General features: G+C 70.7%; 23 protein-coding genes. 10 read left to right on the top strand and 13 right to left on the bottom strand.

Features of this window, described 5'->3' with window-relative positions; all coding sequences use genetic code 11:
• Positions 1 to 76: 76 nt before the first annotated feature.
• From MKK69_RS28630 to MKK69_RS28615, 4 genes are all read left to right on the top strand, one after another.
• Positions 77 to 1,342: an adenosylmethionine--8-amino-7-oxononanoate transaminase gene (locus MKK69_RS28630; protein ID WP_243973550.1), complete on the top strand. Its 1,266-nt coding sequence runs from the start codon at positions 77 to 79 to the stop codon at positions 1,340 to 1,342.
• Between the two features lie 94 nt (positions 1,343 to 1,436).
• Positions 1,437 to 1,826 carry a response regulator gene (locus tag MKK69_RS28625; protein ID WP_243973549.1) on the top strand — a complete coding sequence of 130 codons (390 nt, stop codon included), beginning with the start codon at positions 1,437 to 1,439 and terminating at the stop codon, positions 1,824 to 1,826.
• A gap of 82 nt (positions 1,827 to 1,908) precedes the next feature.
• Complete coding sequence (locus tag MKK69_RS28620; RefSeq protein WP_409564906.1) at positions 1,909 to 2,541, top strand: MarR family winged helix-turn-helix transcriptional regulator; 633 nt, start codon at positions 1,909 to 1,911, stop codon at positions 2,539 to 2,541.
• A 449-nt stretch (positions 2,542 to 2,990) separates the two neighbouring features.
• Positions 2,991 to 5,099: a TonB-dependent receptor gene (locus tag MKK69_RS28615; RefSeq protein ID WP_409564908.1), complete on the top strand. Its 2,109-nt coding sequence runs from the start codon at positions 2,991 to 2,993 to the stop codon at positions 5,097 to 5,099.
• 95 nt (positions 5,100 to 5,194) lie between these two features.
• On the opposite strand, the gene MKK69_RS28610 is transcribed toward MKK69_RS28615, so the two are convergent.
• Positions 5,195 to 5,950, bottom strand: a complete 756-nt coding sequence (locus MKK69_RS28610; RefSeq protein WP_243973547.1) for a GNAT family N-acetyltransferase — start codon at positions 5,948 to 5,950, stop codon at positions 5,195 to 5,197.
• Positions 5,951 to 6,073: 123 nt separating this feature from the next.
• On the opposite strand from MKK69_RS28610, the gene MKK69_RS28605 reads away from it, so the two are divergent.
• Together MKK69_RS28605 and MKK69_RS28600 are read left to right on the top strand one after the other, a co-directional pair.
• The gene (locus tag MKK69_RS28605) at positions 6,074 to 7,513 is read left to right on the top strand and encodes an alpha/beta hydrolase (protein ID WP_243973546.1); all 1,440 of its coding nucleotides are present in this window, start codon (positions 6,074 to 6,076) and stop codon (positions 7,511 to 7,513) included.
• A complete protein-coding gene (locus MKK69_RS28600) occupies positions 7,510 to 9,069 on the top strand; it encodes a GMC family oxidoreductase (RefSeq protein WP_243973545.1) in 1,560 nt (519 codons plus the stop codon). Before MKK69_RS28605 ends, MKK69_RS28600 begins: the two co-directional genes overlap by 4 nt.
• Positions 9,070 to 9,088: 19 nt before the next feature.
• Here the strand turns inward: MKK69_RS28600 and MKK69_RS28595 are convergent, their stop codons facing one another.
• Positions 9,089 to 9,805: a GNAT family N-acetyltransferase gene (locus MKK69_RS28595; RefSeq protein WP_243973544.1), complete on the bottom strand. Its 717-nt coding sequence runs from the start codon at positions 9,803 to 9,805 to the stop codon at positions 9,089 to 9,091.
• On the bottom strand, positions 9,802 to 10,425 hold the full coding sequence (locus MKK69_RS28590; protein ID WP_243973543.1) for an FMN-binding negative transcriptional regulator: 624 nt from the start codon (positions 10,423 to 10,425) through the stop codon (positions 9,802 to 9,804). Before MKK69_RS28590 ends, MKK69_RS28595 begins: the two co-directional genes overlap by 4 nt.
• Positions 10,426 to 10,526: 101 nt before the next feature.
• Between MKK69_RS28590 and MKK69_RS28585 the strand changes: the two genes are divergently transcribed.
• Positions 10,527 to 12,047, top strand: coding sequence for a PLP-dependent aminotransferase family protein (locus MKK69_RS28585; RefSeq protein ID WP_243973542.1), 1,521 nt, complete (start codon positions 10,527 to 10,529; stop codon positions 12,045 to 12,047).
• 26 nt (positions 12,048 to 12,073) lie between these two features.
• Here the strand turns inward: MKK69_RS28585 and MKK69_RS28580 are convergent, their stop codons facing one another.
• The 8 genes from MKK69_RS28580 to MKK69_RS28545 form a co-directional block, all read right to left on the bottom strand.
• A complete protein-coding gene (locus MKK69_RS28580) occupies positions 12,074 to 13,099 on the bottom strand; it encodes an ABC transporter ATP-binding protein (RefSeq protein ID WP_243973541.1) in 1,026 nt (341 codons plus the stop codon).
• A gap of 8 nt (positions 13,100 to 13,107) precedes the next feature.
• Entirely contained in the window at positions 13,108 to 14,163 is a 1,056-nt protein-coding gene (locus MKK69_RS28575) for an ABC transporter ATP-binding protein (protein ID WP_243973540.1), read from the bottom strand.
• A complete protein-coding gene (locus tag MKK69_RS28570) occupies positions 14,160 to 15,095 on the bottom strand; it encodes an ABC transporter permease (RefSeq protein WP_243973539.1) in 936 nt (311 codons plus the stop codon). Before MKK69_RS28570 ends, MKK69_RS28575 begins: the two co-directional genes overlap by 4 nt.
• Before the next feature lie 14 nt (positions 15,096 to 15,109).
• Positions 15,110 to 16,063, bottom strand: coding sequence for an ABC transporter permease (locus MKK69_RS28565; protein WP_243973538.1), 954 nt, complete (start codon positions 16,061 to 16,063; stop codon positions 15,110 to 15,112).
• A gap of 224 nt (positions 16,064 to 16,287) precedes the next feature.
• Entirely contained in the window at positions 16,288 to 17,910 is a 1,623-nt protein-coding gene (locus MKK69_RS28560) for an ABC transporter substrate-binding protein (protein ID WP_243973537.1), read from the bottom strand.
• Positions 17,911 to 18,006: 96 nt separating this feature from the next.
• Entirely contained in the window at positions 18,007 to 18,390 is a 384-nt protein-coding gene (hpxZ, locus tag MKK69_RS28555; RefSeq protein ID WP_243973536.1) for an oxalurate catabolism protein HpxZ, read from the bottom strand.
• Positions 18,390 to 19,769, bottom strand: a complete 1,380-nt coding sequence (locus tag MKK69_RS28550; RefSeq protein WP_243973603.1) for an AtzE family amidohydrolase — start codon at positions 19,767 to 19,769, stop codon at positions 18,390 to 18,392. Before MKK69_RS28550 ends, hpxZ begins: the two co-directional genes overlap by 1 nt.
• Before the next feature lie 14 nt (positions 19,770 to 19,783).
• Positions 19,784 to 19,978, bottom strand: coding sequence for a DUF4089 domain-containing protein (locus MKK69_RS28545; RefSeq protein WP_243973535.1), 195 nt, complete (start codon positions 19,976 to 19,978; stop codon positions 19,784 to 19,786).
• An 822-nt stretch (positions 19,979 to 20,800) separates the two neighbouring features.
• On the opposite strand from MKK69_RS28545, the gene MKK69_RS28540 reads away from it, so the two are divergent.
• The 3 genes from MKK69_RS28540 (at position 20,801) to MKK69_RS28530 (ending at position 22,117) form a co-directional block, all read left to right on the top strand.
• The gene (locus tag MKK69_RS28540; protein ID WP_243973534.1) at positions 20,801 to 21,181 is read left to right on the top strand and encodes a DUF6481 family protein; all 381 of its coding nucleotides are present in this window, start codon (positions 20,801 to 20,803) and stop codon (positions 21,179 to 21,181) included.
• A gap of 252 nt (positions 21,182 to 21,433) precedes the next feature.
• Positions 21,434 to 21,715 (top strand): hypothetical protein, encoded by a 282-nt coding sequence (locus tag MKK69_RS28535; protein WP_243973533.1) that lies wholly within the window; start codon positions 21,434 to 21,436, stop codon positions 21,713 to 21,715.
• Between the two features lie 144 nt (positions 21,716 to 21,859).
• Complete coding sequence (locus MKK69_RS28530) at positions 21,860 to 22,117, top strand: hypothetical protein (RefSeq protein ID WP_243973532.1); 258 nt, start codon at positions 21,860 to 21,862, stop codon at positions 22,115 to 22,117.
• Between the two features lie 19 nt (positions 22,118 to 22,136).
• Here the strand turns inward: MKK69_RS28530 and MKK69_RS28525 are convergent, their stop codons facing one another.
• Complete coding sequence (locus MKK69_RS28525; protein ID WP_243973531.1) at positions 22,137 to 22,343, bottom strand: hypothetical protein; 207 nt, start codon at positions 22,341 to 22,343, stop codon at positions 22,137 to 22,139.
• Positions 22,344 to 22,514: 171 nt separating this feature from the next.
• Positions 22,515 to 23,180: an HAD family hydrolase gene (locus MKK69_RS28520; protein ID WP_243973602.1), complete on the bottom strand. Its 666-nt coding sequence runs from the start codon at positions 23,178 to 23,180 to the stop codon at positions 22,515 to 22,517.
• Positions 23,181 to 23,275 lie beyond the last annotated feature (95 nt).

Raw genomic sequence — 23,275 nt, 5'->3', positions numbered from 1 at the left:
GGGGCCGCGGGCCGGCCCGATGTCAAGCCGGATCCGCGCCCTTGACCGGGCGCAGGCAGCTGACCATGCGGGAGGCATGTCCTCAGACGCGTCCCGGAACACCCTCTGGCGGCCCTACACGCAGATGCGCGGCGCCGCCCAGCCTTTGGAGGCCGTGGCGACCCATGGCAGCCGCATCGTCCTCGCCGACGGGCGCGAGCTCGTGGACGGTATCGCCTCCTGGTGGACGGCGGTTCACGGCTACAATCACCCGCATATAGCCGGCGCCGTCGCCGACCAGCTGGCGCGCATGCCGCACGTGATGTTCGGCGGCCTCACCCATGCCCCGGCCGAGCGCCTCGCGGCCCGTCTGGCCGCCCTGCTGCCGGGCGACCTCGACCACGTCTTCCTCAGCGATTCGGGCTCGGTCGCCGTCGAGGTCGCGCTGAAGATGGCCGCCCAGATGTGGCTGAACCGCGGGGTGCGCGGCCGTACCAAGGTCCTGGCGTTCCGGGGCGGCTATCACGGCGACACGATGGGGGCGATGTCGGTCTGCGACCCCGAGGAGGGCATGCACCGCCGCTTCGGCGCCTATCTGCCCACCCAGGTTTTCTGTGACTTGCCGCGCAGCCTCGCCGAGACCGGTTCCCTCGATGCGACTCTGGCCGCCCACCGCGAAGAACTCGCAGCCGTCATTGTCGAGCCGCTGGTCCAGGGGGCCGGCGGCATGCGCATGCACCCGCCGGAGGTGCTCGCCACGGTGGCGCGTCTCGCCCGTCGCCACGGCCTGCCGCTGATCGCCGACGAGATCTTCACCGGCTTCGGCCGCACCGGCAGCCTGTTCGCCTGCGAGCAGGCCGGGATCGTGCCCGACATCCTGTGCCTGTCGAAGGCGTTGACCGGCGGCACCCTGGCGCTCGCCGCCACCGTCGCCCGGCGGGAGGTGTACGAGGCGTTCTGGTCCGAGGATCCGGCGGCGGCCTTGATGCACGGCCCGACCTTCATGGCCAATCCGCTGGCCTGCGCGGCCGCCAACGCCAGCCTCGACCTGTTCGAATCCGAGCCGCGCCTCGAACAGGCCCGCGTCATCGCAGCCCGGCTGGCGGACGGGCTGGAACCCCTCCGGCGCGTGCCCGGCGTGGCGGATGTCCGGATCCTCGGCGCCATCGGTGCAGTCCAGTTCGCCGGCGCTCCCGATCTCGCCGGCCTAAAGGCGCGGTTTCTTGACCGGGGCGTCTGGGTCCGGCCGTTCGGCGACATCGTGTATCTCACGCCTGCGCTGACCATCGGCGCGGCGGACCTGGACCGGTTGATCGACGCGGTGACCGCCGTGGTGACCGAACGGGGCGCCGCGACGCCGTGACGGCTGCAACCCGGAACCGTTTCTGCCGTTGGACCTGCGGCTGAAGACGCGTGCGGCGGCCCTCGCAGCCGGACGCTGCCGGAGGGAGTGCACAGTGGCGAGTGAGCAGACGGCTTCGGGCGGCGATCGGCCGGTAATCCTCCTCGTCGAGGACGAGGCACTGACGATCATGGACCTCGGCGACGTGCTGGAGGAAGGGGGCTACGAGACCGTACAATGCGCGTCCGCCGAGCGGGCGCTCAGCATACTCCAGGCGCGCCCGGATATCTGCGGGCTGGTCACGGACGTCCAGCTCTCGGGCAAGACGGATGGGTTCGACCTCGCCAGTTCGGTGGCCGAGGCTCGGCCACAGCTGCCGATCCTGATCGTGTCCGGCCGGGCGGCGCCGGACCCGGCCCGCATGCCCGGGCACGCCGACTTCATCGCGCGGCCGTGCACGGGCGAGGATATCCTCGATCGCCTCCATCGACTCATGCACTGCTGAGCGGCTCCGGGCCCGGGCCCGTCATCTCAGCGTCACCGGCCGGCGCCACAGGGTCCCGGGCGGCCGGTGACGGAGATGGATCGTGCAGACCCTGGATCATCCGGCCGCCGCCGGCACAAACTCGGGCGCTCCGGTGGGCGATAAACAGAAACGCGATCGTCGGGACGGTGAGGATGCGGCTCAGGAGCTGTCATCCAAGCGGATGCGTCCGCCCGGCGTCCGAAGTGTCGGCTGGGCGCTCGTGCAGGCGGCGCGCCTGCATCGCGCCCGCACCGGCGACCGCCTCGCCAAGCTCGGCCTGTTTGCCGGGCAGGAGCAGGTGGTGCAGGCTCTGGCCTCCGCCGGCACGATGACGATGGGCGATCTCGCCGCCCTGCTGCGGGTGCGCCCGCCCACGGCGTCGAAGACCGTGACCCGGCTCGCCGCCCTCGGCATCGTCGAGCGCCGCGCCGAATCAGGCGACGGGCGCGTGGTCCGGGTCCAGCTCACCCCTGCAGGTCTGGCGAAGGCGGAGGCCATCGAGCAGATCCAGGAGGAGGTCGAGGCCGAGCTGCTCGATCACCTCGACAAGACCGACCGCCGCCGCCTTCGCAAGCTCCTGCGCAAGGCCGCCCGCGGTCTCGCCGAGGCGGCCGGCGCCTCCGGACAATCCACCGACGTCGACGCCGAAATCGAGGCCGAGGTCGACGACGAGGCCGAGGTGCTGCCGACCTGACTGTGGCGTTCGGTTGGTGAGCGCGTCCGGCGACGCATCCTGCGCCGATAGTCCATTCCCTGCGCCGACCGCGTCCCGTGTGTTGGTCTATCCCCGGCGGCGGTGTCGCCGCGCGCAGCGCGGCTATGCCACCGGTAAACCCTCGGCAGCCCCGCCGCGCCGGTCCGGAGTCCCGTTTCTGAAGGCCCACGGGAGGACGTGCTGGCAGGTGCGCATCGCCCTTTAGCCCAGTGCTGATTGACCGTTTGGTTTTTGCGGCATCGGCCCGATCGCTGGGCTGTCGATCGCGCGCTCGTCAGAAAATGTTGTAATGATGTAACGTTGCTCGGCGAGTTGGGCGGCCGGCCTCATCTGCCCTTGCGCGGAACGGACATACCGCGGCACTGAAACAGTATAACAATACGTGAGTTTCGATGTCCGCCACGCGCCACTCCGGCTTCCTCGCCAGCATGGTCCTCTCCTCGACCGTCTGCGCCACCCTCCTGGCTCCCCCCGCCGCACAGGCCCAGCAGGCCGTCGCCCTCGACGAGATCAGCGTCACCAGCCCCAGCCCGATCCAGGCGCCGCGTTCTGCGCCGGCCGCGGAGCCCCCCGTTCCGATCGGGATCCTGCCGGTGGCGACCAACACCTTCTCGCCTGTGACGGTCGTCACCCAGGACCAGATCGCCCGCGATCAGCCCCGGACGCTCGGCGACGCGTTGTTCGACCGGCCCGGCATCTCGGGCACCAGCTACGCCCCGGGCGCGGCCTCGCGGCCGATCATCCGCGGCCTCGACAATGCCCGGGTGCGGATCCAGGAGAACGGCATCGTCAACGGCGGCGTGTCCGACCTCGGCGAGGACCACGCGGTTCCGGTGAACCCACTGGTCGCCGACCGGATCGAGGTGATCCGCGGGCCCGCGACCCTGCGCTACGGGTCTGGCGCCATCGGCGGCGTGGTCTCGGCTGACAACAACCGGGTGCCGACCTTCATCCCGGCGAACGGCATCCAGGCTCAGGTGACCAGCGGCTTCTCCAGCGTCGACAACGGCCGGCTCGGCGCCGCCACGGTGGATGCCGGCGGCGACGGCATCGCGGTCCATGCCGACGGCTTCAAGACCGCCAACGACAGCTACGCGATCCCCGGCGGCATTCAGCGCAATTCCTACAACGAGTCGCAGGGCGGCGCGGTGGGGATCTCGGCGATCGGCGACCGCGGTTTCGTCGGCATCTCCTTCAGCCATTACGACGCGGTCTACGCGATCCCCGGCGGCGTCGCCGAGCAGGACCGCACCCGCCTGACCCCGAACCAGGATCGGGTGCTGTCCCGCGGCGAGTACCGACCCCTCGACGGCCCGTTCGAGGTGATCCGCTACTGGGCCGGCTACTCGGTCTACCGCCACGACGAGGTCGGCTTCGGCGCGGACGGGATCGAGGGCGTCCAGGCGATCTTCAAGAACCGGGAGGCGGAGGGGCGCCTGGAACTGCAACACGTTCCGGTCTTCACCGCGTTCGGCAAACTGACCGGGGCGCTGGGCTTCCAGTCGGACCGGCGGGTGATCAACACCCAGCTCGAGTCGTTCCTGCCCAAGACCGAGTCCCGCGCCAACGCGGTCTACCTGTTCGAGGAGCTGGAACTGCGCCCGGGCACCCGGCTCCAGGCTGCCGGGCGCTACGAGGTCGACCGGCTGTCGAGCACGGCCGCCCAGTTCCCCGCTGACTACGTTCCGGTCGACGGGCAGGAACCATTCCAATACGCCCGGACCCGCCGCTTCGCCCCGAAGAGCGCCAGCTTCGGCGCCCTGCAGGACCTGCCCTACGGATTCGTGGCGAGCCTGACCGGGTCCTATGTCGAGCGCGGTCCCACCGGCTACGAACTGTTCTCCCAGGGGCCGCACGACGCGACGGCCACCTTCGAGATCGGCAACCCGGACCTCAAGAAGGAGCGCGCCCGGACGGTGGAGGCCAGCATCCGCCGGGCCGAGGGGCCGCTGCGCCTCGACGCCACCGGCTACTATACGCGCTACACCGGCTTCATCTACCGCAACTACACCGGGCTCACCTGCGACGACGACTTCGCCTCCTGTGGCATCGGCACCGACAACCGGCAGATCGTCTACCAGCAGCAGAACGCCACCTTCTACGGCGCCGAGATCATCGGACAGTACGACCTCGTGCCGGTGGGCAACGGCTTCGCCGGGATCGAGGCGCAGTTCGACTTCGTGCGCGCCCAATTCGATGACGGCACCAACGTGCCGCGCATCCCGCCCTACCGGCTCGGCGGCGGCGTCTACCTGCGGGCCGACGGCTGGTTCGCCCGGGTGAACCTGCTTCACGCCTTCAGCCACGACGCCACGGCGATGTTCGAGACCCCGACCCCCGGCTACGACGACCTGCGCGCCGAGCTGAGCTACACCAAGGCCCTCGACCCCACGGTCTATGGGGCGAGCGCGATCACTCTCGGCCTTCAGGGGCGCAACCTGCTGAACGCCGACATCCGCAATTCGACCTCGTTCAAGAAGGACGAGATCCTGCTGCCGGGGCGGAACCTGCGGCTGTTCCTGACGGCGCGGTTCTGAGGCGGTTCTCACCCCGCCGCGTCCCGGTCTCCGCCATCAGAGCGAGAGCGCTCGCCGTTCGCGTGGACCGCGTCGACGGCGATCCGCCGGGCGGCTCAACCCGGCTCCGGTCCGACGCGGTAATGGTAGCGGTACAATTCGCGCTCGAATCCGAGCCCGCGGTAGAGCGCCCGCGCCGGCGTGTTCGCCGCCACGACCTGCAGGCAGGCGGCTTCCGCACCCTGTGCCCGGCTCCAGCGGAGCAGCGCACCCACGGCGCGCCGCGCATGGCCGCGGCCGCGCAACGGCTTGGGGGTGGCAACCGCTTCGATCACCAGCAGGGCACGGTCGAGCACGCCGAAGGCGATGGCGCCGATCCCGCCCGCCTCGGAGGTCGCCGCGAAGGCCCGCGGCAGCATCAGCGCAGCGACCGTGTCGCGGAACACCCGCGCGGCCGCGGCGTCGGCTCGGTTCACCGTGTCGCGCAGAGCCAGCCAGTCGGCCCAGGGCGCCGGCGCGACGGTGACGGCGGGATCCGGCTCAGCCGGACGGTCATCGAGGGCGCGGTACAGGGTACAAGTCGCGTCGGCGACCGCGTAGTCGGCGCGCGCGAGAAGCGGTTCCATCTGCGGTGCGATCGTCGGGATGCGGAAGATCGGACGCTGCCCGAGGGCGGCGTAGATCGCGCATGCAGCCGGGATCACCGATTCGGGGGCGCCGCTCCCGCGCATCGGATTGACCGAGTTCTGCCGCTTCGACCGGCCGCCCGCGGCGCGCAGCAGGTATCCGTCCACCAGCATCTGGCGCGGGCTCGGCCAGGCGTTGAGGCAGGCTTCCTCCACGCGCCAGGCGAGGTCGGCGTCCGTGCTCATGGGAACCTCCGGCGGCCGTGATCGCACGGGGCCGCGATCGGGCCAACAGGCCCTGTGGCAAGGCTTCGCCCGTGCGGCGTCGCGTACGCTTGAAGCCTGTCCGGGTCGCGCGATGTCACCACGATGTCTGAACCCGAACTCCTGTTCTGCCTGCATTTCCTGGGCGGAAGTGCCCGCAGCTGGGCGCCCCTCGCCCGGGCGCTCGACGGCACACTGACCTGCGTGCCCGTGGAACTGCCGGGCTTCGGCCAAGAAGCCGGCCACTCGGGGTTTTCCGTCGACGCGATGGCCGATCACGTGGCGGAGGCGATCCGCGCGCGGGCGCCCGCCGCCTTCGCCATCGCCGGCCACAGCATGGGCGCCAAGGTTGCGCTGGCACTGGCCCGGCGGTCCGAGGACGGGGCACCGGGCCTCGAAGGGCTCACGGACCTGATCCTGATCTCCGGCTCGCCGCCAAGCCCGGAGCCGATCCCTGAGGAGCGCCGTTCGCACATGCGCAGCTGGATCGACGCCGATCCGGAGACGCGCCAGCGCGAGGCTCGCAAGTTCGTCCGTGCGAATGTCGGGACCGGTCTCGACGCCGAGACCGAGGATCGGGCGGTGGCCGACGTGCTCCAAGCCGCACCGGCGGCGTGGAAGGCATGGCTTGATTCCGGGGCCCGCGAGGATTGGTGCCGCCGCATCGGCCTCCTGCGCACGCCGGCGCTGATCCTGGCGGGTTCGGAGGATGCCGATCTCGGCCCCGACGCGCAGCTTGCCCTGACCGCCCCGCACCTCGCGCACCATCGCCGCGTCACCGTCGACGGCGTCGGTCATCTCCTGCCGCTGGAGCGTCCCGACGCCCTGGCCGGCCTGATTCGCGAGCATCTTGGGGCGCGGCCCGCGGGACCGGACCGGCCGGCGCCAACGGTACCACCGGCCTACGCGGCGCTGATCGCCTCGGAGCGGGTCAACGGCCGTTTGCGCGGCGCGCTCCATGCGCGCGCTGAGCCGGACGATCCCGCCTACCGCCCGGAGGCCCTGGATCCTGTGGAACTCGCGATCCTGCGTGCCGCCTTCGCCCGGGTCCTGCCGGCGTCGGGCATCGACTTCGCCGCCCGGCTCGATCGGCGCCTCGTCTCCGGGGACGGCGACGGCTGGCGCTTCTCGGCCCTGCCGCCGGACGCGGAGGCCTACCGGGCGGCCCTGCGCACCCTCGACGCAGCCGCCCGCGCGGCGCAGGACCGTCCGTTCGTGGCCCTCGACGGCGCGCACCAGGACGCGCTGCTCACGCTCTGCGCGCAGACCGGATTGAAGGTCCCGGACGCGCTCGGCGGCCGGCTCGACGCAGACCGGATGCGGTTCTGGTTCGAGGATCTGCGCGCCGACGCGGTGCGCCTCTGGCTCGGCCATCCGGCGGCACTGGCGCGGATCGGCTTCTCGGGGATCGGTGCCGGCGGCGACCGGCCGGGGGAGATCGCGTCGGATCTGCCGGGCTTCCGCGAAGTCGGGCTCGACGCACCGGAGGCCTGGGAGCCCGAACCTCAACAGGGCACGCTGCAACGGATGGAGGCGGGACGATGAACCTCGCGGGGATGCGGAGCTACCGCGAGGACGACGTGGTCGATGCGGTGATCGTCGGGACCGGGGCGGGCGGCGCGCCGCTCCTGGCGCGACTCGCCGCCGCCGGTCTGAAGGTCGTGGCCCTGGAGGCCGGGCCGAACTTCACGCCGGAGCGCTTCGCCTTCGACGAGACCCTCGCCGACGAGATCTACTGGACCGAGGAGCGGCTCAGCGGCGGCGCGACCCCGGAGGCCTTCGGGGCGAACAACAGCGGCACCGGGGTCGGCGGCTCGACGCTGCACTGGGGCGCCTTCGTGCCCCGGGCCGACGCCCGCGACCTCCGCCTCCATACGGAGAGCGGCGAGGGCATGGACTGGCCCCTCGCCTACGCGGAGCTGGTGCCGTTCTACGAGCGGGTCGAGCGCTTCATCGGCGTCTCGGGGGCGCAGGATTATCCGTGGGATCCCGGGCGGCGCTACCCCCTCCCCCCCGTGCCGCGCAACGGCCCGGCGCAGATCATGGCGCAGGCCTGCGAGGCACGCGGCATCCACTGGGCCGACGCCCCCGCCGCCGTGGTCTCGCGCGACTTCCAGTCCGAGGACGGCCCCCTGCGCGAGGCCTGCATCAATTGCGGCTACTGCCATCAGGGCTGCCGCAACGGCGCCAAGACCAGCATGGACGTCACCTACCTGCCGCTGGCCGTCGCGCGCGGCGCGGAGATCCGGGCCGAAGCCTTCGTGCACGGCCTCGAGCGCGGCGCCGACGGCCGGGTCACCGGGGTGGTCTACCGCCAGGGCGGCCAGGACCGGCGCCAGCGCTGCGCGGCGGTGTTCCTCTGCGCCGGTGCGGTCGAGACCCCGCGGCTCCTGCTGCATCTGGGGCTCGCCAATTCCAGCGATCAGGTCGGCCGGAACTACATGGGCCACGTGGCGACCCAGGTCTGGGGTACGTTCCCGCACGAGGTGCGGATGAACCGCGGCTATCCCTCGTCGCTGATCACCGAGGACTTCATCCGGGCGGGCGCTGATTTCGCCGGCGGCTACCTGATTCAGAGCCTCGGCGTCGTGCCGGTGACCTTCGGCAATGCCGTGGCCCGGGGGCGCGGCCTGTGGGGCAAGCCGCTCCTCGACTACCTCGACCGCTACAACAACCTCGCCGGCATCGGCATCAATGGCGAAACCCTTCCGCGCGACGACAACGTGCTGACCCTGTCGGACGAGACCGACGCGCGCGGGATGCGCAAGGCTCAGGTCAGCTTCGGCTACGGCACCAACGAGGACCGGCTGAACGCGCATGCCACCAAGGTGATGCGCGGCCTGTGGGAGGCGGCCGGGGCCGAGGATATCTGGGTGCTGGAGCGCGTCGCCCACACGATCGGCACCTGCCGGATGGGGCGTGACGGGTCGAGCGCCGTGGTCGATCCGGTCGGCCGCAGCTTCGACATCGACAACCTGTGGATCTGCGACGGCTCGACCTTCCCGAGCTCGCTGGCTGCCAACCCGGCGCTCACCATCATGGCGCTCAGCCTGCGCACCGCCGAGGCATTCCTGGCGGCCGGACCCTCGGGGCAGCGCTGAGCGCGCGGCGTCGCCGCGCTCACCCGAGCGCGGCGCGCAGTTCCGCCAATCCGCGCTTCTGCCGGCCCGCCGCGTCGAAATTCGCCGGGTCGAGCCAGGCTGCGAAGCCTGCGCGCAGACGCGGCCACTCGGCGTCGGTGACCGAGAACCACGCGGTGTCGCGGGAGCGGCCCTTCACCACGACGGCGTTGCGGAAGATCCCCTCGAAGGTGAAGCCCAGGCGCAGGGCCGCCGCCCGGGACGGGGCGTTGAGGCTGTCGCATTTCCACTCGTAGCGCCGGTAGCCCAGTTCGTCGAAGGCCCGGCCCATCATCAGCGCCATCGCCTCCGTAGCGGCCGGGGCACGCTGGAGCTTCGGCCCGAAATGGAGATGGCCGACCTCGATCACGCCGTTCCCCGGGTCGATCCGGAGATACGAGGCGATCCCCAGGGGCGCGTCGGTCCCCCGGTCCAGGATCGTGTGGAACAGCGGATCCTCGCTCGCCGCCCGGGATTCGAGCCGCGTGCGGAGTTCCGCCTCGTTCTCGGGCATCGTGTCGGGGAGATAGGTCCAGCCACTGGGGTCGGGGGCGGCACTGTAGGTGGCGAACAGGCCCGCCGCGTGGGCTGCCGCGTCGAGCGGCACGACCCGGCAGGTGCGGCCCTCCAGGGGCGTCCGCGGCGGACGGGGGCGCGGGGTCCAGTCCGGCAGGGCTGGTCCGACCCGCTGGCCGAAGGTGTTCACGCCTGCGCTCATGATCCGCTCCGCCCGCCGACCAGCCCGGCGAGCACGGTCTCGCCCTCCGCTTCGAACCCCGCGATGACACCGGCCCGGTCGGGCTCGGGTCTGTTCTGGCTCATCTTCCACTTCCCCTCGATGCGGGTGATCGGGATCTCGACGCCGATCAGCGCCTGGACCTGCGCGGCCACGAACGGCTCCGGCGCGTCGGAGACCGCCCAGGGTGCGGCCCGCGGCGTCTCGCGGAGCGCGGTGAGATCCGCGATCTGGCGCCGGAGCCAGGCCGCATCCTCGATCACCTGCGGCCGGCCCCAGGCATGGACGGTGGCGTAGTTCCAGGTCGGCACGACGCGGCCGTGGGCGCGCTTGCTCGCGTACCAGCTCGGACTGACGTAGCCCTGCGGTCCCTGGAACGCCACCAGGCACTCCTCGACCGTGGCGAGATCCTGCCCCTGCGGATTCGCCCGCGCCAGATGCGCGCGCAGGATCCCGTTGGCATTGTCGTCGAGGAGGAACGGGATCGGGTTGGCGATGAGTCCCGCCGGCCCGGCGGTGATCAGCAGGCCGAGCGGATACGCCCGGATCAGCGCGTGCTGCGCGTCCCGATCATCCTCCCTGAAGTGCGGCGGCTGGTACACGGGCCACGTCCTGTCTGGCGCCTCGATCCGCGGATGCTTGACGGTTCGGTGGACCAGCGAAAAGGTCCAGTTCCGAAAAACCGACTGGACCGCTTTGCGCCATGGCCCGGGGTCCATTGCCGTCGCCCGTCAGCCTCGATCCGTCGAGTCCGGTCCCGCTGCATGTGCAACTCCGGGAGGCGTTGCGCACGGCGATCCTCGACCGCCGGTTGCCGCGTGGGGCCCGGCTCCCAGCATCGCGGGTACTCGCGGCAGATCTCGGCTGCGCCCGGGGTACGGTGGTCCTCGCCCTGGAACAGCTCGCCGCCGAGGGATACCTGACGGCGCGTCCCGGCTCGGCCACCCGCGTCGCCGCGACCCTGCCGGACGATACGGTGCCGTCGCCCGGCCGGATCGCGCATCCGGCGACCGTGTTCGCGCCGCGGCTTTCGCAGCGCGGCACCGACCTCGCCGCCGCGCCGCCGCGGCGGTACATGGCCGGATCCGCGGCCCCGGACGCCTTCGCCCTCGGGCGGCCGGCGCACGATGCCTTCCCGTATGCGGTCTGGGCTCGGCTGCTCCAGGCCGAGTGGCGCCGGGGACCGGCCGACGAGCCGGATCCGCGCGGCTCGCCGGCGCTGCGGAGCGCCATCGCCGCCTATCTGGCGCAGGCCCGGGGCGTCGCCTGCGAGGCCGAGGACGTGATCGTCACCGCGGGGATCCGGCAGAGCCTGAGGCTGCTCGCGGAGTTGCTGCTCGACCCCGGGGAGACAGCCCTGATCGAGGAACCGGGCTTTCCCGGGATTGCGCAGGCCCTCTCCAGCGCCGGCCTCCGGCCGGTCCCGGTCCCGGTCGGCCCGGGCGGGCTCTCGGTGGCCCGGGCCGCGATCCTGGCGCCCGGCGCGCGGCTCGCCGTGGTTACGCCGGCCCATCATTATCCCCTCGGACACGCCATGAGCCTCGAGAACCGCCTCGATCTCCTGGCCTGGGCGGATTCCACCGCGGGCTGGATCGTCGAGGACGATTACGACGGCGCCTACCGCTACGCCGGACGCCCGCTGGCGCCGCTGCGCGCCCTCAATCGCGCCGGGCGGGTCGTCTACGTGGGCAGCTTCTCGAAGGTCCTGCTCCCGGCCCTCGGCCTCAGCTACCTCGTCCTGCCGCGCGGCCTCGTGGCGCCGGTGAACCAGGCTCTGGCCGAGATCGGCCCGACGCCCCCCGGGATCGGGCAATGGGCGCTGGCGCGCTTCATCGAGGACGGGCACCTCGCCGGCCATCTGCGCCGGACCCGCCGCCTCTACGCCCAGCGGCAGGGTGCCCTGGTCGAGGCCGCGGGGCGCGTGGCCGCGGACGTGATCACGGTCGCGCCGATGGAGGGCGGGATGCACCTGATCGCCAGGCCCGGCCCGGCCTGGGCCCCGTCCCTGTCCGATGCGGCCGCCGCGGCGGCGCTCGGCCGGGCCGGGATCTCCGCGGTGGCGCTCTCCGCCTATCACGCCGGACCGCCGGAGCCCGGCCTGTTGCTCGGCTATGCCGCAGTGCCGGAACGCGCCATCGGGCCGGCGGTGCGGCAGATGGCCGAGGCGCTGCGGCGCGCCGCCGGCGTGCGGGGCCCGCCCTTGGGCGACGCCCCTTCTCGATGAGGCTTCGGGATCGGCGACCCTGAAGCTCAGGCCGGGACCGGCTCCGCGGCGCGGACCGGGGTCGGGCCGGCCCGATAGGCCGCCGAGGCCTCCTCGGTCCGCCAGCAGGCGACCCTGTGGCCCGGGCCGATCTCGGCCACCGGCGGCATCTCCCGGCGGCAGCGCTCCTCGACCAGGAAGCAGCGCGGCGCGAAGGGGCAGCCCGGCGGGCGGTTGGCGGGATCGGGCGGACTGCCGGGAATGGTCTGGAGCCGCGAGCCCTTGGCCAGCGCCCCCTCGGCCCGGCTGCGCAGGAGGCCGATCGTGTAGGGGTGGTGCGGGTCGAGCACCACCTGATGGGCGGTCCCGGTCTCGACGATCTTGCCCGCGTACATCACGGCGATCCGGTCCGCGACTTCCACGGCGGCGCCCAGATCGTGGGTGACGATGACGATCGACAGGCCGAGGTCGCGCTGCAACTCGCGCAGGAGCAGCAGCACCTGGATCTGCACCGTGGCGTCGAGGGCCGTGGTCGGCTCGTCGGCGAGCAGCACCTGCGGCCGGCAGGCGAGCGCCAGGGCGATCATGGCCCGCTGGCGCATGCCCCCCGACATCTCGTGCGGGTAATTGTCGAGCCGCCGTTCCGGGCTCGGGATCCGGACCCGCTCGAACAGGGCGAGCGCGCGCTTCCGGGCTTGGTCCTTGGAGATCTTCTCGTGCCGGTGGATCGCCTCGGTGATCTGCTGGCCGACCGTGTAGACCGGGTCGAAGGCGAGCAGCGGCTCCTGAAAGATCATCGAGACGTCGCCGCCGCGGAAATCGGCGAGCTGGCGCTGTGTCAGCGCCTGCACGTCCCTGCCGGCCGCCCGGATCGTGCCTTCGATCCGGCTGCGGCCGTGCGCGAACAGGCGCAGGATCGCCCGCAGGGTCACGCTCTTGCCCGAGCCCGACTCGCCGATGAGCGCCATCGCCTGCCCGCGCTCGACCGTGAGGTCGACGCCGTCGACGACCTGCACCTTGCCGAAGGCGACACGCAGGTTCTCGAGGGTGACGGCCGGCTCGGATCCCGACATCGGGGCGCTCATGCCGCGAGCGCCCGGGCCGGGGCGGCGGAATGGCCGGAGCCCGGCTGGCGGGCGAGGCAGGCGACCCGGTGCAGCGGCCCGGTCGTGTCGAGCGGCGGCTCCTTCTCGCTGCACACGGGCTCGGCGAGGGCGCAGCGCGGGTGGAACCGGCAGCCCGATGGGGGATCGATCGGATTCGGCGGATCGCCCTGCAGCAGGGCGGCCTGGGTGCGATTGTCGGGGTCGAGGGACGGCATCGAGGCCAGCAGCGCCTCGGTGTAGGGATGGGCCGGGGCGGCCAGCACCGTGTCGGAGGGGCCGATCTCGGAGACCCGGCCGAGATACATCACCATCACCCGGTCGGAGATGAATCGGACGACGTTCAGGTCGTGGCTGATGAAGATGTAGGTCAGGCCGAACTCGGCCTTGAGGTCGAGGAGGAGGTTGAGCACCTGCGCCTCCACCGACTTGTCCAGCGCCGAGACCGCCTCGTCGAGGAGCACCAGCCGGGGCTCGAGGGCCAGCGAGCGGGCGATGTTGACCCGCTGGCGCTGGCCGCCGGAGATCTCGTGCGGGTAGCGCCCGGCGAAGCGCTTGGGCTCCAGGCCGACCCGGGCGAGCAGGGTGCGCGCCCGCTCCACCGCCTCCCGACCGGGCACGCCGTTGACCTTCGGGCCGAAGGCGATCGACTGCTCCACGGTCATGCGCGGATTGAGCGAGGCATAGCTGTCCTGGAAGACCATCTGGACCTGGCGGCGGTAGGACCGCCACGGCATCACCCGCTCGCCGACCGGCTGGCCGTCATAGAGCAGCGTGCCGGTGTCGCGCGCGATCAGGCCCATGAGCAGCTTGGCGGTGGTCGACTTGCCGCAGCCGGACTCGCCGACGATGCCGAGGGTCTCGCCCTTGAGCACGTCGAAATCGACACCGTCGACGGCGCGGACCACCTGCTTCTTGCCCCCGGCCTTGCGGACCGGGAAGTGCTTGATCAGGCCCGAGACCGACAGGAGCGGCTGGGCGGGGCCGCCGCGGTCGCGGGCGAAGGGATCGGAGGCGTCCGGGATGACGCTCACTGGCGAATCTCCATGGCCGTGCGCAGGCCGTCCGAGAACAGGTTGAAGGCGATCGAGACGATGAAGATGCACACCCCCGGCAGGGCCGCGACGACCGGATTGACGTAGATCGCGGTGCGCAGGGTGTTGAGCATCAGGCCCCATTCCGGCTCCGGCGGGCGCACGCCCAGGCCGAGGAACGACAGGCCCGAGGCCAAGATCATCGAGACCGAGATCAGGCTGGTCGCATAGACGAAGATCGGCCCGACGACGTTGCCCAGAACCTGCACCCGCATGATCGTCAGCGCCGAGGCTCCGGATAGCTTGGCGGCGTCGATGTAGTCGCGGCGGCGGATGCCCGTGGTCACGCTCTCGGCGACCCGGGCGATCTGAGGGACGAACACGCAGGTCAGCGACACGATCGAGTTGAAGATGCCGGCCCCCAGGGCCCCGGACAGCGCGATCGCCAGCAGCACGGAGGGGAAGGCGAAGAACACGTCGATGGTGCGCATCAGGATCGTGTTGGTCCAGCCGCCGACATAGCCCGCCAGGATTCCGATGCCGGAGCCGAGTACGAAGGCGATCAGCACCGGCGTGACGCCGATGAACAGCGACAGCCGCGAGCCCAGCATCAGCCGGCTTATCATGTCGCGGCCGAGTTCGTCGGAGCCCAGCCAGTAGGTGGCATCGCCGACATGCCTGAGTCGGCGCAGCATGGACCCCTTGTAGGGGTCCATCGGGGTGATCCAGGGCGCCAGGATCGCCATGAGGACGACGAGCACGATCACAGCGCCCGCAGCCATGGCGACGGGGTCGCGGATCAGCCGGTGGCCGACATGGCCCCAGAAGCCGCGCGACGGGACGAAGGCGGCTGCGGGGCCGTGCGCGGCATCCTCGGCAGCCAGCACGCCGCCGTCGAGGGCCACGGAGGCGGCGGTGATGGGTGCGGTCATCGTCGGCCTCCGGGTCAGGCGCGCTCGATGCGCGGGTCGAGGGCGGTCTGCATCACGTCCACCAGCAGGTTGAGAACCACGAAGAACATCGCCAGGACCAGGATCGAGCCCTGCAGCAGCGGCAGGTCGCGCTGGAAGATCGCGGCGTTGAGGAGGAAGCCGGTGCCCGGCCACGCGAACACGGTCTCGACCAGGATCGAGCCGCCGAGGAGGTAGCCGAGCTGGAGGCCCATGATGGCCAGCGCCGTCGGGGCGGCGTTGCGGACCACGTGCTTGAACACGCCGCGCTCGTCCATGCCCTTGGCGCGCAGGGCCTCGACGAAGTCCTGGGACAGGATGTCGGCCACAAGCGCCCGTACCGTGCGGGCGATGATGCCCATCGGGATCACCGACATCGTCACCGCCGGCAGGATCAGGTAGCGCAGGTGTTCGAAGTCCGGCCGCCAGTTGCCGGAGCCGTCGGGCCCGGCGCCGGTGGGCGGCAGCCAGCCGAGCGTCGCCGAAAATACGATCACCAGAACCATGCCGAGCCAGTAATGCGGCACGCTCACGCCGAAGACCGAGAGGGCCGAGGCCGCCCGGTCGGCGAGCGAGTTGCGGTGGTAGCCCGCCACGAAGCCGAACAGCGTGCCGAAGGTGAAGCCGATCACCGTCGCCACGGAGGCGAGGATCAGCGAATTGACCACCGCGCGGGTGACCTCGCCCAGCACCGGCCGGCCGGTGGCGATCGAGACGCCGAGATCCCCGTGCAGCACGTGCCACAGCCAGATCAGATACTGGACCGGCAGGGGCTTATCGAAGCCGTAGGCGGCCCGCATCTCGTCGATGGTGGCCTGGGTGGCGTCTGCCGGCAGCACCGCGCTCAACGGATCGCCCGGCGCGAGGTGCACCAGAAGGAAGCAGACGACGCTGACCCCGAACGCCACGGGCGTCACGTAGACCAATCGTTTGAGGATGTAGAGCAGCATTATTGGCCTTGTGATCGAATACTGTGTCGCCGCCGCCGGACCCCCTCCCCCCTCTGCGGGGGAGGGCGGCCCCCGAAGGGGGTCGGGAGAGGGGAGCGACGGGGCATGGGAAGGCGGTGACCTTCACATCTGCTCCGCCCATCCTGAACCCGGGCTCCCCTCTCCCGACCCCTGCTGACGCAGGGGCCACCCTCCCCCGCAGAGGGGGGAGGGAGACGGCGCGGCTACCGCCCCGCCGTCGCGATGGTGATCTTCGAAAAGTCCTGGAACCAGTTCTGCGCCTGGACGAAACCCTTGACCTTCGGGCTCATGGCCCGGGGATTCACGTCGTGGGTGATCATGATGAACAGCGCATCGTCCACGTATTTCTCGTGAACCTTCTCGAGGACCTTGGTCTGCTCGGCCTTGTCGAAGGTGTTGCGGACCTGATCGAACAGCTTGTCCATCGCGGGATCACAGTAATAGCCCCAGTTCGTGCCGTTCGGTGGGGCAAAATTGCACTGGAGATGGCGGATGAAGCCGGTGAACGGGTCCTGGATGAAATACGAGTAGTTGATCGCCGAGACGCCGCGGGAGATGTCGGCCTTGGCCCCGGCACGCCAGATGTTGATCAGCGTGTTCCACTCGACCACCTCGTAATCGACCTGGATGCCGACCTCGCCGAGGTTCTGCTGGACGAATTCGTTCATCGGCAGCGGCTGCATCTGGCCGGAGCCCGAGGCCGAGATCGCGACCTTGAGCTTGAGGGGCTTGGCCGGGCTGTAGCCCGCCTCCGCGAGCAGCTTCTTGGCGGCCTCCGGATCGTACTTCACGTCGAAGGTCGGGTGGCCGAACCACTGATGGCCGGGGGGCATGAACCCCTTGGCGGGGATCGCGAGCCCGCCGAGCAGCTCCTTCAGGCCGTCGCGGTCGATGGCCAGGTTGGCGGCCTTGCGCACCCGGATGTCGTTCCAGGGCGAACCCTCGACCCGCGACAGGTGCCATGTCCAGTTGTGCGGGTAGGCGTTGGTGACGATCGTGAAGCCGGCACCCTTCAGCGATTCCACGGCGTCGGGCGCCGGCGCCTCGATCCAGTCGACCTGGCCCGAGCGGAGCGCCGCGACCCGCGCATTGGCCTCCGGCAGCGGCACGAGCACGAGCTTGTCGAGCTTCGGCACCCGGTTCGCGTCCCAATACGCCTTGAACGGCACCATCTCGGCGCGCTCGCGCGGGGCGAACAGGGTCAGCTTCCACGGGCCGGTGCCCGAGGGCTGCTTGGCGAAGGCGTCCCAGGACTTGCCGAGCTTCTCCCACTGGGCCGGGGACGACATCATGATCCAGGCGATCTGGTAGGGCAGCGTCGCGTCCGGGGCCTTGGTGGTGATCTCGACCGTGAGCGGATCGACCACGCGGTAGCTCGCCACCGCCGGGATACGGGTCTTTCCCTGCGCGGACTGGCGCGGGTCGTATTGCGGCGCGTCGGCCTTCAAGAGCTTGTCGAGGTTCCACACCACCGCGTCGGCGGTGAAGTCAGAGCCGTCGTGGAATTTCACGCCGGGCCGCAGCTTGAAGGTCCATTTGGTCTTGTCGCTGGCATCGACGCCCCAGCTCGTCGCCAGACCGGGCACGAGGTCGGAGGCGAGTTCGGCGCTCGACAGGTCCCAATTGATGAGGCCGTCATAGACCGTGTAGCCCATGAACCGCATGCCCTCGCCGCCATTGTCGGTCTGGCCGGTGGTCAGCGGGATGTCGGAGGCGGTCATGCCGATTCGCAGCGTCCCCTGGGCGAGGACGGCGGTGCTTGCCGACAACACCAGGGCACTGGCCAGCGCCGCACGGGCGCCGAAGTTTCTCAGACGGGACAGCATCGCGGATCGGGTACTCGCGTTGGCCGGGTCCGGAGGGGCCGGCATACACTCGACCGTATGCAAGCGCGCGGCCACTCGCCCCGCGGCGGCGCGAACCTACGCGGCGTCGATGACGCTGACATGCGCGGCGACCACCCGCCAGCCCTCGGGGAAGCGCATCCAGGTCTGGCTTTGGCGGCCGACTTTGCCGGGGGCGTTCGCGCGGGTGAACAGCGTCATGGCGGTGGCCGCATCCCGCCCGTAGGTGGTGATCACCGTCTGGGCGAGCGTCCGGTCGAGACCCACCGGCGAGCGGGCACGGCGGAAGGCACGGATCGCCGCCATGCCGTAGAGGTTCTCGCCGATGCCGTAGCGGATGGTCAGCGGATCGTCCCGGAACAGCGCCTCCAGGGTGGGAACGTCATTCGTAGTGAGCGCCGTCTCGTAGGCCCGGAAGGCGGCCTCGACCTCGGCCTTCACGGAGGGATCGTCGATCACCATCAGGGGAGCTCCGCGATCGGCGCCGCGCAGGTGCCGATCCGTTCGAGGTGGCGGGCGACGCGCAGGGCCAGATCCTCGCGCCAGGGTGGGGCGATCACCTGCACGCCCAGGGGCAGGCCGTCGTCGAGCCAGACCGGCGCGGCGACCACCGGCAGCCCAATGAAGGAGATCGGCTGCGTGAACACCCCGATATTGGCCCGCACCGGTAGGCTGACGCCGTCTAGGACGAAGTGGGTCTGTCCGCCCTCCGGAGCCCGGCACGGCGTGGTCGGCGCCAGGATCACGTCGACGCTGTCGAACAGGCCGAGGACCGCCGCCCGGTACCAGCGGCGGAAGCGCTGCGCCCGCTCGACGAAGGGCGCCGGGATCATCGCTCCGGCGATCAGGCGGTCCCGCACCGCCGGGTCGAAATCCCGCGGCCGGGTGCGCAGGCGGTCGAGATGGAGCGTCGCGCCCTCCGCTGCGGTGATCAGGTAGGCCGCGGCGCGGGCGCGCTGCGCCTCCGGCAACTCCACGGTCCGGCTCGCCCCCAAGGCCTCGGCGACGCGGGCCACGGCCGCGAAGGCGTCCGGATCGCCGCCTCGGGCGAAGTAGCCGCCCGCCACCGCGATCCGCAGGCCGTCCAGGCCGGATTCGAGGATCGGCAGCGCCGGCTCCGAAGCGCGGGTCGTCGCCACCGGATCGTCCGGATCGGGGCCCTGCATCGCATCGTAGGCGAGCGCCAGGTCCGTGACCGTCCGGGCCATCGGCCCGAGGTGGTCGAGGCTGCCGACGAACGGGAAACTCCCGGCCCGGCTGAGCCGGCCGTAGGTCGGCTTCAGACCGAAGCAGCCGCAGAAGGCCGCGGGGACCCGGATCGAGCCGTTGGTGTCGGAGCCGAGCGTCAGCGGCACCATCCCGGCGGCGATCGCCGCCCCGGACCCACTGGACGAGCCGCCGGTCATCCGATCCAGGGCGTGCGGATTGTGCGCGTCCCCGTCGTGGACGTTCTCGCCGGTGAAGTCGTAGGCGTATTCACCCATGTTGAGGGCGCCGATCAGGATCGCCCCGGCCGCTTCGAGGCGGCGTACCAGGGTCCCGTCCTGCGCGGCCGGGGCGCGGTCCCGATTGATCTTGGAGCCGGCCCGGGTGGGCAGGCCCGCGATGTCGATCAGGTTCTTGACCGCGAAGGGGACACCGGCGAGCGGCCCGGCCGTGTCACCGCCGCGCAGGGCCGCGTCGACGGCATCGGCCCGGGCCAGGGCCCGCGCGCCGAGCACGTCGGTGAAGGCATTGAGCCGGTCGTCGCATCGCGCGATCCGGCCCAGGGCCTCGGTGACGATGGTCCGGGCACTGGTCCGTCCCCCGGCGACCGCGGCGGCGATCGAGGCCGCATCCATCTGACCGTCGGTACTCACGCCTCGAACCTCGAAGCGGCGTCGACCTCGTCGGGCAGCGGGAAGTCCTGCACCAATGCGGCGGCTGCGGCCAGGACGCGCAGATTGGCGGTGACGGAGGCAATCCACGTCGCATCGAGCGCGAGGCCGAGAAGCGGCGCCGTTGCCGCCACGTAGGTCTCCGGATCGAACGGGCGGGGACTTTCGGGCATCGCGATCCTTCAGCAGGTTCGTGGCGGATGGATCGAGCCGGTAGCAGGCCTCGTGCCGCGCGCGACGCCGATGACGCACCGGAATGGCTGCCCAATGGTTGTGCAACACCGCCGCCATCGGCGGATTGTGCGTAAGCTAATCAGGACTGATCATTTTTTAAGCATGCGTCGATGGGGCGTCCAACTCATCGTGTGGCAGGAGTCGCTCTGTCGCAGCAACCTTTATCGGCCGATGTCGCCGTTCCCCCAATCCGGGTGCCGGAGCCGATGCCGCATTCGCAGGCCTGGGTTGATCAACTTGAGTAAGCGACCCCTTTGAAGACGGACGTTGCTTGGGTCGGGTCGTCCACTCAGCCTAAAGCTCGGCATCTGCGCGTTTTTCCCAGCGCATCGTGGCGATCCATGCTGCGTCAGTAGCCTTGCCGCGGCTCACCCGTCGACCTATCTCGGATCCACGCAGCACAGACGCCGTTCCCCATGCCACGGCGTGTTCAACGCGGCCTCCACGTGATGTTTTTCTGCATCGCCCGGCGAGACTCTTACAGAGACGCTACGGATTGTCCCTCCGGCGGTCGACTGCGTGTGCGGGCGCGATTGCATCCGCGAGGCGGCTCTGGTTAAGGGCGTTCCGTTTTTCAAAACTTGGTTCGACCTGAGCGCTCCGGCGCAGGCTGAGCGCTGAGGTCGAACCATCGGTGAGCCGATGGATCGGCATGGTTCCGGTGTCCGGGGACGCCGTCGGAGCCTGCAGACTGAGGTCCCTCTCCGGCCCTGCCGGATGTCCCTGCCCGACGCCCAACCTACCGAACTGAGAAAGGTCAGATGAGCGCATTCGACCACAGGAATTTCGACGACCGCCGCCAGAACTCGCAGAACGCCAAGGCTGCCCTCCTGGCCAAGTTCAAGGCGCGGACCCCGGCCGACGATCCGGATATGATCGCCAAGGCCAGGGCCCGGGCCGAAATCGCCAAGGCGCGCGAGGAGCGTACCCGCGAACGCGAGGCTGCGCGCATTGCCGCCGAGCTGAAGGCCGCCGCGGAGAAGCGTCAACGCGAAGAGGCCGAACTCGCCGCGCAACTCGCCCGTGAGGCCGCGGAGCTCGCCGCCGCGCAGGAACGCAAGTCTGCGGAACTGGCCGCCAAGAAAGCCCAGCGCGACGCTCGCTATGCGGCGCGCAAGGCCAAGGTCAAAGTCAAGCGCTGAGGGCGTGCGGCCGCCGAGACGGCCGTTTGAACCGGACGACGCTCGCCCCATGGCGGGCGTCGTCGCGTTTCCAGGCGTCTCAACGCAGCGGCATTTCAGAATAGGCCCTGCGGTACTGCGAAATCCGCGCCCGACCCAAACCGTAAGTGGATGAAGGTTGGCCTCGCGAAACCAAAACCTTGCCGGTGGTGTTGCAAACGCTCAGGCCCGCCAAACTTATTCGTGCGGTCCGAATATTGGCGAGCATACGCGATGCCCTCCCGAACGATCCTCGCGCTGGTTCCCGCGATCCTGTGGGCGGGCGCCGCCCTTGGGCAGGACAAGGTCACGGCGATCGCCTGCGACAGCCTGCTGGCGGCGCGCCGGGTCGATGCGGCGTCCGGCTCAGACCGCAACGCGGCTATCGATGCCGGCTGCCGCAGCGTCGACCGGAGCACGATCGGTTCCGTGGAGCAGCGGGCGCTGATCGGTGGTGCGCCCTATGAGTGCATGACGATCACCGGCGCGGGACGCTGCCTCTGGATCGTACCCTGAGCGGCGCCCGCAGCGATTGCGGGCGGCCACGTATTTTGAACACGGTTCACTGAGGACCGAGATGCTCTATGTCGGCGTCTCGCTGGAGTGAGGACCACGGTTCGTATGCCGAGTTTCCGGGCCAGAACGCGCAGTCCCGCCGGGATGACGTTCGGGGCGCTCATCGGCCTTGTGATGGCTGCGAGCCCCAGTCGAGCCGAGCCGCCGATCCGCAGCCCAGAGGATGCGGCGTGCCGTCTTGAGGCCCGCGCGAAGGTGTTCGTGGCACCCAACCCCCGCGGCCTGGAGTTGGAAGAACTCGGGCTGCAGATCTATTATGCCTGCATGAAGCGCCTCAGCCAGGCGGCCGAGCCGGTTCAGCGGGTGGGCCGCCGCCATTCACGCCGCCATCGGCGCCGTTGAACGGCGGGCGTGGAGCCGATCAGGCGTCGAGCGGGGCGCCGATCCGGGCACGCAGGCGCAGGCGCAGGGCCTCGTTTCCGCCTTCGGCCTGGAGCGCCGACATCAGGCGCAACAAGTGGCTGAGCGGGGTCGACCGGCACGCGATGGCGTCAGCGATCTGCTCCGGCAGCGGTTTGGCGGCGGGAATGAAACGCGCCGCCGGCTCGGCCTGATGGGTCTGGGGCATGCGAGGCGCTCGTCCTTCGAAAGGATCCAGATTGGCGGCCGGGTCGCTACGCCTTTCCCCCGCGCCGCACCAGCCCTTTTCGCCGTTTTACGTAGCCGGCATCGGTCTGAGTCACCGCGCGGCAACAGCCCGAACGAAAGCTGTGGATGCTTTCGATCCTCGGCCCGGCGCTCAGCGGGCGGCGAGGGGTGAGCGCGCGTATCCGTCGAGCAGATCTTGCGGGTCGCGGAAGATCGCCACGCAGCCGGCGGCGGAGAGGTCGGCCTCCGGAAAGCCGCCGCAGAGCAGGCCGATGGTGCGCAAGCCCGCTTTCGCGGCGGCCTCGGCATCGTAGGGCGTGTCGCCGATCACGTGGATGGTGTCGGACGCTGTCGCGCCGAGCTTCGTCAGGGCGGCCTGGAAGATGTCGGGATGCGGCTTCGAGCGTTCGGCGTCGTCGGAGCTGGTCGATACGTCGACGAGGTCGCCGATCTTCAGGATGTCCGTGTAGCGCTCGACCTCCGCGCGCTTGCCCGAGGAGGCCAGCGCGATCGTGAGGCCGTCCGCGCGGATCCGCTCGAACAGGGGGCGGACGCTCGGGAATGGCCGGACCTCCGGCAGATAGCTGCGCTTGAACAGATCGGACCGATAGGCTTCGATCGCCTCGCCCTCCCGCTCGATCCGATCCTGCGACAGGAAGACCGGCATCAGCTCGCCGCCGCCCTTGCCGATCTGGCTCCGGACCCGCGCCTGATCGGTCTCGATCCCGAAATGCGCGAAGGCCTCGACCCAGGCCCGGGCGTGCAGATCGACGCTGTCGAGCAGGGTCCCGTCGATGTCGAAGATCGCCGCGCGCATGGCCGCCTCATCGCGGCGCATGGTGCCCGCTTTCGGCCCGTCAACAGGGGCGACCGGCGACCTGTTCCGTCGGCCGGTGCCGGAACGGCAGAAGC

The organism is Methylobacterium sp. J-026 (genome assembly GCF_022829585.1).
Taxonomy (GTDB): Bacteria; Pseudomonadota; Alphaproteobacteria; order Rhizobiales; family Beijerinckiaceae; genus Methylobacterium.
The sequence above is the reverse complement of the archived record's forward strand: the minus strand, read 5'-3'. Positions and strand labels throughout refer to the sequence as shown.